Source organism: Flammeovirgaceae bacterium (genome assembly GCA_015180985.1).
Classification (GTDB): domain Bacteria; phylum Bacteroidota; class Bacteroidia; order Cytophagales; family Cyclobacteriaceae; genus UBA2336.
This window is the reverse complement of record CP054185.1, coordinates 2,433,549-2,447,453: the sequence shown is the minus strand read 5'-3', so window position 1 is coordinate 2,447,453 and position 13,905 is coordinate 2,433,549. Positions and strand designations below refer to the sequence as shown.

The 13,905-nt window shown below is 45.4% G+C and carries 9 protein-coding genes; 6 read left to right on the top strand and 3 right to left on the bottom strand.

Features of this window, described 5'->3' with window-relative positions:
* Position 1: 1 nt before the first annotated feature.
* Positions 2-2,860: an alpha-amylase gene (locus HRU69_11395; protein ID QOI98051.1), complete on the bottom strand. Its 2,859-nt coding sequence runs from the start codon at positions 2,858-2,860 to the stop codon at positions 2-4.
* Positions 2,861-3,027: 167 nt separating this feature from the next.
* Between HRU69_11395 and HRU69_11390 the strand changes: the two genes are divergently transcribed.
* The 6 genes from HRU69_11390 (at position 3,028) to msrA (ending at position 11,206) form a co-directional block, all read left to right on the top strand.
* The gene (locus tag HRU69_11390; protein QOI98050.1) at positions 3,028-4,068 is read left to right on the top strand and encodes a LacI family DNA-binding transcriptional regulator; all 1,041 of its coding nucleotides are present in this window, start codon (positions 3,028-3,030) and stop codon (positions 4,066-4,068) included.
* A gap of 99 nt (positions 4,069-4,167) precedes the next feature.
* Positions 4,168-6,570 (top strand): DUF4968 domain-containing protein, encoded by a 2,403-nt coding sequence (locus HRU69_11385; protein ID QOI98049.1) that lies wholly within the window; start codon positions 4,168-4,170, stop codon positions 6,568-6,570.
* Positions 6,571-6,577: 7 nt separating this feature from the next.
* Positions 6,578-8,110 (top strand): MFS transporter, encoded by a 1,533-nt coding sequence (locus tag HRU69_11380; GenBank protein ID QOI98048.1) that lies wholly within the window; start codon positions 6,578-6,580, stop codon positions 8,108-8,110.
* Positions 8,107-9,321 carry a hypothetical protein gene (locus HRU69_11375; GenBank protein ID QOI98047.1) on the top strand — a complete coding sequence of 405 codons (1,215 nt, stop codon included), beginning with the start codon at positions 8,107-8,109 and terminating at the stop codon, positions 9,319-9,321. The genes HRU69_11380 and HRU69_11375 overlap by 4 nt, the downstream gene beginning before the upstream one ends.
* Positions 9,322-9,370: 49 nt before the next feature.
* Positions 9,371-10,507: a hypothetical protein gene (locus HRU69_11370; GenBank protein ID QOI98046.1), complete on the top strand. Its 1,137-nt coding sequence runs from the start codon at positions 9,371-9,373 to the stop codon at positions 10,505-10,507.
* 75 nt (positions 10,508-10,582) lie between these two features.
* Entirely contained in the window at positions 10,583-11,206 is a 624-nt protein-coding gene (gene msrA, locus HRU69_11365; protein QOI98045.1) for a peptide-methionine (S)-S-oxide reductase MsrA, read from the top strand.
* 659 nt (positions 11,207-11,865) lie between these two features.
* Here the strand turns inward: msrA and HRU69_11360 are convergent.
* Both HRU69_11360 and HRU69_11355 read right to left on the bottom strand, forming a co-directional pair.
* The gene (locus tag HRU69_11360; protein ID QOI98044.1) at positions 11,866-12,480 is read right to left on the bottom strand and encodes a hypothetical protein; all 615 of its coding nucleotides are present in this window, start codon (positions 12,478-12,480) and stop codon (positions 11,866-11,868) included.
* Positions 12,480-13,769: a hypothetical protein gene (locus HRU69_11355; GenBank protein ID QOI98043.1), complete on the bottom strand. Its 1,290-nt coding sequence runs from the start codon at positions 13,767-13,769 to the stop codon at positions 12,480-12,482. Before HRU69_11355 ends, HRU69_11360 begins: the two co-directional genes overlap by 1 nt.
* Positions 13,770-13,905 lie beyond the last annotated feature (136 nt).

Sequence of the window (13,905 nt, the reverse complement as noted above, 5' to 3'; positions counted from 1 at the left end):
GTTACTCTTTAACAACTTTTACATGAACAATCCGGTTGCGCAGGCCAAGTTCCAGAATATACACACCACCAGCCAGGGCGGGTACAAGCCACTCTGTATCGGAAATCTTTGTTAAACAAAAACGTGTACCGGTTATGTTTATCAGGCAGGCCTTATCAACCAGCATATCGGTTTTCAAATTTAATCTGTTGATGAATGGATTTGGAAAAACATCCAGCACCAGAGGCTCCCAAGCGGTGCGGTCAATCCCGGTCACGATGCCGTTTTCAATTTCAACATCGGTAAAAAGCCGATACTGACCGGGTGCCAGAGTAAAACTGGTAGAGGTTGATGAAATCGTGATGGGCATTCCATAGGAATAATAGTCAAACCAAACACCGGTGTGTGGAAAGGATATATTGGTCGTTACAGGTACAACATCAAAATTAGCTACAATAACTACGTTCATGTCATCAGCTGATGTGGGGGCAGCTGTATAAGGCTCATTGCGAAGAATTATTTGCTTAACTAAGGAGTTGCCGGTAGTCATTAATAAATTACCCGACTGAAAAACATCATACGTTTTCTTCAAACGTATGAGATCGGCCGTGTAATAAAACAGCGATTGCCTGGAGGGCTGATTGTAATAATCCCACACAACCGGCTTGGGATCTAACCTGCAATTTGAACTAACCGATCCACCTACGCACTGGTTGATGCTGAAATCATAACCCAGCTCACCAAATTGCCAGAGCATTTTCGGACCGGGCACGGTATAGAACAGTAATGACGCGGCCTTTATCCGGTTTAATGCCGTACTGAGATTGCGCACAGAGTATCCCGAGGCCGAATTACCATTTGTCAAATTTCTGTACATGATTCTTTCCTCATCGTGACTCTCCATATAAGCCACCAAACCCGGTGTTTCCCACGAACGGTTTTTATAATAAACTCCGCTGATATCAGCATCGGAGCCGTAGCCCATGCTAATCTGGCTATAGGCATGATTCATATTACCCCACAGCAACATTCCTTTGCCTTCGCTGTATCGGTATTCTGCCAACTCCTTTTCTTCGGTATTTGAGCCCAGATGTTCAAGAATGATATAGGCATCCGGAGAGTGACTCCAGATTTTATCAGCCATCCGCTTCAATAAAGCAATGCGGGTTGCATCATACCCGCTCCAGGCCGCAACTTCCCCCCCGGTATCGCAGTTTGGGGTTGTGCAGTAATTAGTTGTGCTAAAACCCTTGGAAAGGTCAAACCGGAAACCGTCAATTTTATACTCTTTAAGCCAGTAGTAATTAACCGTATCCACGTACTGTTGCGTGTAGGTGCTGCCGTGGTTCATGTCATAGAAGACATTAAACGGATGCCTGGCTTGAGTAAAAAACCAACGGTTTTGTGCTGTTGGCCTGAAAGTGGAAAAATCAAAATCAAGCAGCACCATCGGGTTAGGAATATCCTGATGATTTAAAGCAATGTCCAGTATTACAGCCATTCCATTAGCATGGCAGGCATCAACCAGTTCCTTTAACTTTTCTTTGGGCCCATAGTATTTGTCAGGTGCAAACATAAAGGTAGGGTTATAGCCCCACCCCTCATTCCCATTAAATTCCATAATGGGCATTAACTCAATTGCGTTAACGCCCAGGCGCTTCAGGTACGACAGCGTATCGAGCAGGCTTTGGTATGTTCGGTGTTGGCTTGAGAAATAATCACGAAGCAGAACTTCATAAATAACAAGGTTCTCTTTGGCAGGTTTTTGAAAATTGCTGATCTGCCAGGTAAATGGTACCTGACCTGTTTGAAAAACAGAAACACGATTAAAATAGTCAGCTGAATTAAGCGCCTGAACCGGATAAGGTTTAAGAGCCGGATAAACTGATGGTGAGATATACTGATCAAGCGGGTCAAGAATTTTATCAGCAAACGGGTCGGCCAGTTTAAGTTGTTCATTAACCAGGTACTGGTAACCATATTCCTGCTGAGGTTGTAGTCCGGTTAATTCAATCCAGAAATACTCGCCATCCCGAAACATTAAATGTTCCGGCAGCACTTGCCAGTTACTGAAATCACCAAAGGCATAAACTGAGTTTTTGCCCGGGGCCCACAAGCAAAGAATAGCCCGCGTATTATCTGGCTGGTAATTGATTCCGGGCCTTACACCACTTGGCCTGGGTTGTACGGGACTACTCGTTGAAATGAGGTACTGAAAGGAGGCGTTGTCTGATGCAGCACCCGCCTGGGCTACTACCGCTACCGTGCTGCCGCCCGCCACTTCAGTAACCTGATGATCGTACGAATAGACCGTAATTCCCGATTGCGAGTTAACCAGATTACCATTAACAAAGAGTTGAAAGGTTGCAACAACAGGTGTTTGTGCCTCAATATGAATTATGTCAAGATTTGATACAAAGAGGGGTTGTTGTTGCGGAGAGGTAAGTTGAACTTTAAAATTGCCATCCCAAAAATTGGCAATGTAATCGGTTGTCTGGCCATTACTCCAGTCAGGGCCTTTAAGCAACATGCCGATGGAAGTTTCGGCAGCAATACTGCCTGAAAAAAATGCTGATGGGGTAAATGTAATTGAAAATAAGGTCCGTCCGCCAACCAGGTTTTTGGTAAACATGGCAGGTGCTGCCGTGGCATTTGCCGGGTTAATGTTATAGATGGCATTGGTGTTTTTACCGGGAATCCACACCCAGATATACGCTGTGGTTAAATTAGCAAGTGGGGTACCTGTAACATCGTACGTAACGGTAATGGTGGTTGATGGTGTAAAGAAAACGGGAGTAATTGTGGGGTTAATTGCTTCTTTACCATTTACAGTAAAGACTAAAAAGATTAATACCGTAATAAAAAGTATGTTCCGAATCATTCAACTTCAATTTACTTGCACCGCTTAAAAATAAAATACAATCACAATCATTCACGGCATCTGTAAAAATAAAACCTGCCTGTGAACGGGGGTATTGAAAAAATCTCTTTCAAAATGATTTTCAAACGTTTGTGCAACATGTTGCATTGATTGCTTACCTTAGCTGTATGAAGTTCAATCAGGTTACCATTAAAGACATCGCCCGCGAACTGGGCATTTCGCCCTCCACGGTGAGCCGTGCATTAAAAGACCACCCCGACATCAGCCCTGACACAAAAAAAGCCGTTAACGAACTGGCCGAAAAACTTAACTACCAGCCCAACATCGTAGCGTTGAGCCTTCGCCAAAGTAAAACGAATACCGTAGGCGTTGTCATTCCGGAAATTGTGCACTTCTTCTTCTCAACCGTAATCAGTGGCATCGAATCGGTGGCTTACGAAGCAGGTTACAACGTCATCCTCACCCAATCCAATGAATCGTTTGAACGCGAAGCCACCGACCTGAAAGCCCTCTTTAACAGCCGTGTTGACGGCATGCTCATCTCCATCTCGCGCGAAACCAAAAACTATGAACACATTGAGTCCATCCTGGCCAAAGAAGTTCCCATTGTATTTTTTGACCGGATGTACACCAATCCAAACACCAGCAAAGTTATTGTTGATGATTACGTGGGCGCACATGAGGCGGTTCTTCACCTTATTAAACAAGGATGCAAGCGCATAGCACACCTCGAATCAGCCCCCGGCCTGGCCATTGCCGAAGACCGTAAAAAGGGTTACCTCGATGCACTTACCGAAAATGGGCTGCCCGCTGATGAATCACTGATTATCATTTGTCCGACCGGTTCGTTGGACGAAGGTAAAGCAGCTGCTGAAAAATTATTGAAATTTAACCCACGGCCCGATGCTATTTTTGCCAACAACGACCTGCTGGCTATGGGCGCCATGCAGGCTATTAAACAAAGTGGATTAAAAATTCCTGATGATGTTGCCGTAGTCGGGTTCAGCAACTGGTTCTTCAGCGCATTGATGGACCCTCCCCTCTCATCGGTTGATCAACCCGGTTTCGAAATGGGGCAGGAGGCAGCCAAACTGCTCATCCGGCAGATTGAAAAGCAAGGAAAAGAAAATGCCGTTGTCCCACCCGAAACCCGGATACTTAAAACCCGCTTAATAGTAAGAGAATCCTCTTTGCGTAAAAAAGCCTGACTCCCTCCTTCGAAAACGTTTGCTGTGTAGTTCACTAAATTCCATTCAGGCATTGCGGTATTTTCCATTTATATTGGTTGCCGAACTTTATCTGCAAGCATGAGCCGTTTTAAAACTGCAACCCGTTCATTAGGAAATCTGAAAGAATGGACAAAGCAACACGATGGCATTACTTTTTATACCAACGAGGCGCTGGTAAAAGTACAGTTGTTCTCGGGTTCTGTTATCCGTATCACCTGTACAACCGAAAAGCAGTTTGAAGATTTTTCGTATGCCGTTATTGCGCATCCCGAAAACACTGAGTTCTCCGTAATGGAAGATGAAAACCTCATTTCCCTTCGAACTCAAGCGTTAACGGTAAATATCCGAAAGCAAAATTCAGGATTTGCATTTCTTACACCGGCACAACAGGTTATTAACGAAGATGATCCGCTGGGCACCTGCTGGAATGGCGAGCAGGTTACAACTTATAAGAAACTACAACCCGGTGAACGCTTTGTCGGTCTTGGTGAAAAAACAGGTCCGCTCGATCGAAGAGGAAGTGGCTATCAGAACTGGAATACCGATGCCTACGGTTACCATGCAGGCTCCGACCCGCTGTATTGCTCCACTCCTTTTTATATGGGTATTCACAATGGTCTCTGCTACGGCATTTACTTCGATAACACACATAAATCTTTCTTCAATTTTGGTGCATCCAATAACCGATTCGCCAGTTTCTCGGCCGACCAGGGCGAAATGGATTACTACTTTATCTATGGAACTTCGGTTGCCGATGTCATCCGCCAATACACCCACCTTACCGGTCGGATGAGCTTACCCCCAAAATGGAGTCTCGGTTACCAGCAATGCCGGTACAGTTATTATCCCGATAAGGAAGTGTTGAGTGTTGCCAATACCTTTCGCGATAAAAATATACCCTGCGATGTTATTGTGCTCGACATCCACTACATGGAGAAGTACAAAATCTTTACCTGGGACAACCAGCATTTTCCCGATCCAAAATCCATGCTTCAGCAACTCGAAAACCTGGGTTTTCACGTGGTGGTTATGTGCGACCCGGGCATTAAAGTTGAAAATGGATACGAGACCTATGATGACGGCCTAAAGCACGATGTATTTTTAAAGTACCCGGATGGAACCAACTACACCGGCCAGGTGTGGCCCGGCTGGTGTCACTTCCCCGATTTTACCAAACCCGACACCAGAAATTGGTGGATGAATCAACTTAAAGCCTATACCGATCTGGGTATTGATGGCTTCTGGAACGACATGAACGAGATTGCCACCTGGGGCCACATGCTGCCGGAGAATATTGAACTTGATTTTGAAGGGAACAAATCCACCATGCGCAGGGGCCGCAACATCTACGGCCTGATGATGGCCAGAAGCACCTACGAAGGCACCGTAAACCTGCTGGCCGGCAGGCGGCCATTCAACCTTACACGCTCAGGCTTTTCGGGTGTACAGCGCTACGCAGCGGTATGGACGGGCGACAATGTGGCCTATGATGAACACATGATGCTGGGTGTACGCCTGGTGAACAGCATGGGCTTAACCGGTATCGCCTTTGCCGGATACGATGTAGGCGGATTTGTAGGCAATGCCGATAGTAAACTATTTACACGATGGCTTACTATCGGCAGTTTCTCCCCTTTCTTCCGGGGGCATTCCATGATAAACTCACGCGATGCCGAACCCTGGACGTACGGAGAAGAAGCAGAACAAATATGCCGAAACTATATCCGATTCCGGTACCGTATCATGCCTTATATCTATTCAGCATTTTACGAGGCCGTTCAAACCGGCATGCCGGTACAACGATCGCTTGCAATTGATTACACGCATGATTCAAAAATTTATGATCACCGGTACCATCACCAGTATCTTTTCGGGCCGTTTATACTGGTGGCACCCGTTGAAAGTACAAAGGACATTACCCGGGTGTATTTACCTGAAGGAAACTGGTATTCGTTGTATGATGGGAAACAATACACAGGTCCCCAGGAATTTCTGATTGAGTGCCCCATACACCGGTTGCCGGTGTTTGTAAAAGAAGGGGCTATTATAGCCATGCAGGAGCCCGGCTTCAACACGGTGTCACATTCTGGTACATTGGAACTTCATGTGTATTTTTCTTTAACTACTTCCTCCGTTCGCCTGTATTGGGATGATGGCCATACCTTTAATTATTCAAATGGAAACTTTGCGTTATGGCACATCGAACTTAACGGTGCGGCCAAAGGAATTGTTATCGAAAAGCTGCATCGCCAGTTTACCGAAGGAATCCGATCACTGAATGTTGTTCTTCATGGCTTCCCACAAGTAAATCAGGTAACTGTTAACGGCCAGTTACAAAACATTACCCAGGCCATAAACCGCTTTTTTGAGCCGCTCGAAAAATATGATCCTATTACAGATCCTGATCCGGCACCGGAAGAACCGGTAACGATAATTGCTTTTGAAAACAACGCTGATACTTTTACTATCAGATGGAATTAACTAACGTATGAGTTCACTCAGTCAAGTAAACAAACCCCGGCTCAGTTTCTGGCAAATCTGGAATATGAGTTTCGGTTTTCTCGGCATTCAATTCGGCTTTGCTTTGCAAAACGCCAATACCAGCCGCATCTTTCAGACCCTTGAAGCCAAACCGGAAGACCTGGCCGTTTACTGGCTGGCCGCTCCTATAACCGGTTTGATTGTACAACCTATTGTTGGTTTTTACAGCGACCGCACCTGGCACTCTACCTGGGGCCGCAGGAGGCCATATTTTACTATTGGAGCTATCATGGCTTCGCTGGCGCTTTGCTTTATGCCCAACTCACCGGCTTTGTGGGTAGCAGTAGGCATGCTCTGGATAATGGATGCCTCCATCAACATCAGCATGGAGCCCTTCCGTGCATTTGTTGGCGACCTGCTGCCACCGGCCCAGCGTACAGCCGGGTTTGCCATGCAGAGTTTTTTTATCGGAACCGGTGCCGTTGTCGCCTCACTCCTCCCCTACATCTTTTCAAATTGGCTAAAAATTGCAAATACAGCCCAAGTGGGAACTGTACCGGATTCGGTTAAGTACTCCTTCTATGTCGGAGCGTTCATGCTTTTCGTCACTGTTATGTGGACGGTTTTCAGCACCAAAGAATATCCGCCTACCGCTGAAGAACATGAAAAACTGAAAAGCCGCGAAAAACGAAAACTGGACAATGAAGAAGGAAATCGGAAGCGGTTTGTAAAAACCGGGGCAATGCTTTTATTGCTCGGAACAGTAGTTGCCGCCCTGATTTTTAACAGAAACGTTGAAAAAGAATTGTACGTATTGCCCGGTGGCCTGATAATCTTCGGTGCTATATTTCTGTTGACGGCTTTATATATACGGAAACAACGCTCCTACCTTGGCATCGTGCACATGGCAAGCGATTTTATGAATATGCCTAAAACTATGGTACAATTAGCACGCGTACAGTTCTTCTCGTGGTTTGCTTTGTTTTCCATGTGGATTTACACTACACCCGTTGTAACTAAATATTTTTATCAGGCTACCGATACGGTGGGAAAAGCCTATAATGAGGGAGCCGACTGGGTGAATTTTCTGTTTGCGGTTTACAATGGTGTGGCCGCCTTAACTGCATTTGTATTACCCGTGGCCGCTAAATACACCAGCCGCAAAGTAACCCACCTGGTTGCACTGGTACTGGGCGGTATGGGCCTGATGTCTTTCTACTTTTTACAGGATTCAAGCCTGCTTATTCTTTCAATGGTGGGTGTAGGCATTGCCTGGGCCAGTATTCTATCAATACCTTATGCCATGCTCTCCGGTTCATTACCTGCCGAAAAGATGGGCTACTACATGGGCGTGTTTAATTTTTTTATTGTGATCCCCCAAATTATTGCCGGCACTATTTTGGGATTTATGCTGACGCACTTCTTCAAAGGCGAATCCATTTATATCCTGGTTACAGGAGGGATTTCAATGATTATTGCCGGTTTGTTAAGTTTACGTGTAGATGACCATGATGAAGTGATCATCCGCTCAGCAAAATGAAACTGCTACCCCTTGTATGCATGCTGACTTGTCGGCTGTTCGCGCAGGATTATGCGCTGATTGGCCATGTTACAGCAGAACTGAATCGAATAGCTGCCATCTCATCAGACTCTCTCCGGAATACCGACTTAAACAGGCTATGGAACTCGCTGCTAAACAATGGCCAAATTCCTTTAGCTGATAAGGATTCCGTTTTGTTTTTGTTTCGTGGCAAGGCCAACCAGGTAGCCTGGCGAGGTGATTTTAACAATTGGGGATATAAAACAAATTACCCGCTTACCGGTACCCGACTTAGGGGTACTGACCTGTGGATGGCCAAGGCTTCTTTTCCGAAAGATGCCCGGCTTGATTACAAAATTCTGTTAAATGAGAAGGACTGGATCCTTGATCCGGCCAACCCCCTTCAGCAATGGTCAGGGGTTGGTGGTGGTAGTCCCAACTCGGAACTAAGAATGCCGGATTGGAAGCCTGATCAGATAACGCAACCCATACCCGGTACACCTGCCGGTACATTAGAACGCGACATCCTTCTTACCAGTAAAGTGCTCGGCTATCAGGTAATGTATTCTGTTTATTATCCACCCAACTATAAATCTTCCGGAAGATATGCCATAGCCTATTTTACTGACGCGTACGAATACCTGCACCCCAAGCTGGGTAATCTGGAGGTGATTCTAAATAACCTGATCAATCAGAATAAAATACAACCCCTGCTGGTTGTACTGGTCGATCACCGTGAACCGGTAAACCGATCGAACAACCGCAGAATGCAGGAGTTGGCCATGAACGACCGATACCTTTCGTTCTTTACCGATGAATTAATACCCCTGGTTGAATCAAAACTAAAGGCCGCACCCAACCCGGACGAACGGGCCATCATCGGCACCAGCATGGGCGGGTTAACGGCTGCCTATTTCGCTTTTTCACGGCCGGATATTTTCGGTATGGCCGGCATCCAGTCACCGGCATTTTGGTTTAAGCCGGCCATCTACAACTTTTGTGAACAGGCCGATAGGCCCCCGGTTAAAATCTTCCTGACCACCGGCACCATCAACGATGCCCGGGAAGGAGCTCAGAAAATGAAAGAAATATTTGATAAAAACACCTGTACCTATCATTATACTGAAACCAGCCAGGGGCATTCGTGGGGAAACTGGCGCGATACAGTAGATGATATTCTGGTTTATTTTTTTCCTTCCGGAAAGAATTAATCTGGCTAAATTCGGGCACTTATTTTGTAATCAGTTCAACTAAAAGTATATGCTGAGAAATTTCCTGTATCTGCTCGTACTGAGTTTTTTAATCGGTTGTTCTTCAGGTAAACAGGCCTTTGAACGGGGCGACTACTATGGGGCAGTGATGCAAGCCATTGGGCGGCTGCGCCAAAATCCGGATCATGACAAATCAAAAGAAACCCTTCGCAACAGTTATCCGATGGCCGTGGAGTGGCTCGAAACGGATGCAAAAAATCAAATTGCCTCCAATTCAAATACAAAATGGAAAAATGCCCTGGAGTCGTATCAGAAAATCAACAACATGTACGAAGCCATCCGCCAGGCACCGGGCGCATTACGAGTAATTCCGAATCCAAAAAACTACTACGACCAACTCGGATCTGTTAAAGAAAAAGCTGCTGATGAACTGTATAACGAAGGCATCAACTCATTAATGAAAGGAACCCGGGCCGATGCAAAACGAGCCTACTTTCAGTTTGCCGAAGCCAATCAATACGTGCCAAACTATAAAGACGTTGTAGAGTACCTGGATAAAGCCAAATTTGAAGCAACGGTTTTTGTAGTGGTTGACCAGGTGGCTGTACCGAACCGCTATAACCTGAGTGGCGGATTCTTCCAGGATAAAGTAGAAGAATACCTCCACCGCAATTATACCGAGCGCGACTTTGTACGCTTCTTTACACCCGGTGAGGCGAAGAACATTAACCTGCCCCGAACGGACCACATCCTGCGTTTGCATTTTGATGACTTTTCGGTGGGTAATACTACCGTAAACGAACGCGTAGAAACCGTAACCAAAGACAGTGTAAAAGTTGGCGAAGCCAAGGTTGATGGTAAAACGGTGCCGGTTTACAACACCGTTTCAGCCAAAGTTACCACCGTTCGTAAAGAAGTAGTTTCAGAAGGCCTGCTTAGCATGATTGTGGTTGATGCCAAAACCGGTGGCGTACTTACTCATCGAAAATTTCCGGGGCGGTACGTTTGGAATGCCACCTGGGGTAAATTTAATGGCGATGAGCGCGCCCTTACCCCGCAACAGGTTGAACTGTGTAAACGTAAAGAGGCCTATCCGCCTGATGCGCAGGCCATGTTTCTGGCTTTTGCCAGCCCTATATACGACCAGCTGATACCGGCTATCCGCCAGTTTTACCAGAACTATTGATGTAAGCTGTAAGACAAAATCACCGGATTTATTTAAATGCTTAAACCAAATTACCTGCCAGGCAGTTAATGAGGTATGCTTACACGACTTACCATTATATTCATTGCCCTGCTATCCGTTGCATGCTATAGCCAGGAAAACCGTACGAAAACCACCATGAATCAAAGTCTATCATTTGCCACATTCGGAAGCGGTTGCTTCTGGTGTACCGAGGCCATCTTTCAACGCGTAAAAGGCGTGGAAAAAGTTGAATCAGGTTATGCAGGTGGGCGGGTCAAAAACCCAACCTACAAAGAGGTTTGCAGTGGGTTAACCGGTCATGCCGAGGTTGTCCAAATCACTTATGATCCGAAAGTAATTTCGTTCGATGAGTTGCTGGAGATTTTCTGGCAAACCCACGACCCCACTACCCTTAACCGGCAGGGTGCCGATGTAGGCACACAATACCGGTCGGTGATTTTTTACCATTCACCTGAACAAAAACAACTGGCTGAAAAATACAAGAAAAACCTAGATGCCTCCGGAGCGTTTGAAAGCCCTATTGTAACAGAGATTAGCCCATTTACCGGATTTTATAAAGCCGAAGACTACCACCAGAACTACTATAACCTGAACGGCAGCGCCCCGTATTGCTCGTATGTTATCCAGCCAAAGGTGGATAAGTTTAAAAAGGTGTTTGCTGAAAAACTGAAGAAATAGCCCTTCCGCTGGTATAATTTATAAAAAAATTGCCCGCATAGCCGAAACCTTAATACGCTCATGCCGTTAAGAATGGCTGAGTAGAGTAATTCTTCTCATAGGTTTAGGTTTAGGTAAACAAAAAAGTCCCGGGGCGCGGGACTTTTTTGCTTTATATTATATTAACTACTGGTTAATGTATTTCGGCTTTATCTTCAACAGGCTTTTATTCCGCATTTTTAGTATGTACTCAAAGCCCATCCGCATGTTCCACCGGTCAACGTAAGGGCTTTTGTGGTGGGGATCGAAGATGGTGTACAGCGCAAAGACGAACACTCCTCCGATAAATTAAAGATAATACATGGCGGTTGCTCACCAATCAGGATTTCCAATGCCGCAGCAATGTTCCATTGAACATACCCTCCAAATACTTTGGCAATACCTCCCGTAGAATTACTTGGGCCAGCTCCTGGTATCCAACCTTTCCACCACGGAACAGGTTCGTTAAAACTTTTTACTATATCTCGCAGATTATGTTGTTCATCAGGATGATGCCCCATGTAGTGTAAGTGATCTAACAAACCATTTAATACGGCTAATCTGTCCTTGTTCCAAATATCTATAGGGTCAGGCCTTCCTTGCGTTTGAACTTCTCTCCCTACTCTCCGGTCACTTCAGCCTCAATGGTTTCTTCGAACTTTCCTGTAAATAATAACTCCAAGAATACCTGTTAGAACGATGCAAAAACATAGACCAACAATAAGCAATCTGACTTGCCCTTTGACTTCCAATAGATCTTCATTAGCATTTTGTAAGTCAGTCTGAATTTTCTTTACGCGAAGACTCGATATGTCATGATGAAGTTCCGCGAGCGCCCTATCCTTATTCAATTCATTCATTACTTTTAGGAGTCCTTCATCAACGTTAGGTGGTGGTGGTTTAGGAAAATTGTTCATGTTAAAGCTAAAGGGTCTTCTAAAACTTCGTGATGACCCACACTGGCTCACATAAATTCTATTATCATCTGTCTTAACTGCATAGAACAACCAAATCTCTCCTTTCTCCGGGACTATCGAGCAGTCATCAATATTGGCAACTAAGGTGTCAGAACTTTGTCCTTTGAAAAATTCATGTGCTCTAATTTCAAAAAACACGTTATTTACATCTGTGACCGTTCCAATAAATACAAAGTCCGAAGTCGTGTAATCATCATACTTCGAGATTGTTGTACAGGCACAAGCTAACGACTCCACAAAAGTAAGAGTCAATAAAGACATAAAAATTACCTTCTTCATCACTTACTGTGGTATAAATCGTACAAGGTCTGATAAGGTTCTGGCATCCTTTGATTACCGACCTCATTATAAAAATATTTCCACATGAGATCGACCGTAGATGTTTTAAAAGCATCAGTGGTTGCTTTCCAGTATTTACTATCGATAGTAGCAAAATATGCCTTATGGTGCGTCTTGTCAGGATTGCCGTAACCCTTAACACCATGACCAAAAATTTCATGTATTGCTGTTGCCCGTATATTGGCTTGAGTTTCTTCGAAACTTTTAATGTCGAAGTTTACATGATACTTACCGTCTTTAAATCCTAAGTATCTCGCATCTCTATATGGCAAATTATTAAAAGTTAAAACCAAATCATTTTTACTCAGTATTGTACCATTATTAAGCACCAAGCCATTTAATGCGTTATAATAAAAGTCAGGCCCTGTTTGGGTTTGCCCCTGCTGCCACCCCGCCAGCATCCATGCTGAATGTGTCCAGGTTAAAAAATTAGTGCTTTCAGCTCTCCCCTCCTTCTTGTCTGTACCCAGCTTTGGTATCCTCTTCCAAACATTTCTGCTCTTTTCACCATACTTCCCGTTCCATACTTTAGCCCAGCCACGTACCCACCCACTTTCTGCCTTTACATCAGTAGATTTACCCGAAGAATTTGACGCCAATGCAGAACCTAGTGACTTGGAAACTCCATGGAAACTCAAATAGTTCAAACCCACAGCTATCGCCTGCGAAGTACTGGTAAAAAATGTGGCATTGCCGGCACGCCACGTTCCTCCATGAGGACTACTCAAAGCTGCTGAAAGAAATGAACCAATGGACATCATTCCAGCAAACGTACTGGCCTGCCAGTTGGTATAACCTCCTCCGCCATATCCTGTAGCGGACATGTACATATTCATGCTGCGTTCATCGCGCCAGCACTGGCCGCAAATATATTCGCGGTACTCACCGGGCGGGGGCGGCTCCACGTCATCGCCCAGCGGGTCGTTAAGGGTGGCGGGGTTGTTAAGGGCAAAGTTATAAGGCGTAAGGCTGGCGTACTTGGCGGCCATCGGATCAATTTGATTCATGCGGCCCAGGGCGGGGTCGTAGTTGCGGAAAAACAGATCATACACGTTGGTAGCGGGGTTTAATTCCGTGCCCCCGTTGTATAAAAAGTTGTTGCCGGTTACGTTTTCGCGGGTCCCCACCTTCGCCAAGGCTGCGGTGGGCAGGCAACTGGTGACCGTTTGCCTTCGATTTTGCTTTGGCGGGTAAACATTGTAGATGATATTCGATTGGGTGCAGGTCATAGTTACCGTACCGCAACGGGATACATCACTAAGATACGGTTTTTGTTATTTACATACTGCCCTGCCGCAGAGCACCTTGCAGGAGATGCTGCGGGGAAGGGAGAAGAAGGCACAACAAAGGCCATGGAGAGAAGAA

What these genes read in the sequence shown, in the direction of transcription:
- HRU69_11395 (QOI98051.1), bottom strand. Translation starts at nt 2,860, where the DNA reads ATGATTCGGAACATACTTTTTATTACGGTATTAATCTTTTTAGTCTTT.
- HRU69_11360 (QOI98044.1), bottom strand. Translation starts at nt 12,480, where the DNA reads ATGAAGAAGGTAATTTTTATGTCTTTATTGACTCTTACTTTTGTGGAG.
- msrA (QOI98045.1), top strand. Translation starts at nt 10,583, where the DNA reads ATGCTTACACGACTTACCATTATATTCATTGCCCTGCTATCCGTTGCA.
- HRU69_11380 (QOI98048.1), top strand. Translation starts at nt 6,578, where the DNA reads ATGAGTTCACTCAGTCAAGTAAACAAACCCCGGCTCAGTTTCTGGCAA.
- HRU69_11390 (QOI98050.1), top strand. Translation starts at nt 3,028, where the DNA reads ATGAAGTTCAATCAGGTTACCATTAAAGACATCGCCCGCGAACTGGGC.
- HRU69_11355 (QOI98043.1), bottom strand. Translation starts at nt 13,769, where the DNA reads ATGACCTGCACCCAATCGAATATCATCTACAATGTTTACCCGCCAAAG.
- HRU69_11385 (QOI98049.1), top strand. Translation starts at nt 4,168, where the DNA reads ATGAGCCGTTTTAAAACTGCAACCCGTTCATTAGGAAATCTGAAAGAA.
- HRU69_11375 (QOI98047.1), top strand. Translation starts at nt 8,107, where the DNA reads ATGAAACTGCTACCCCTTGTATGCATGCTGACTTGTCGGCTGTTCGCG.
- HRU69_11370 (QOI98046.1), top strand. Translation starts at nt 9,371, where the DNA reads ATGCTGAGAAATTTCCTGTATCTGCTCGTACTGAGTTTTTTAATCGGT.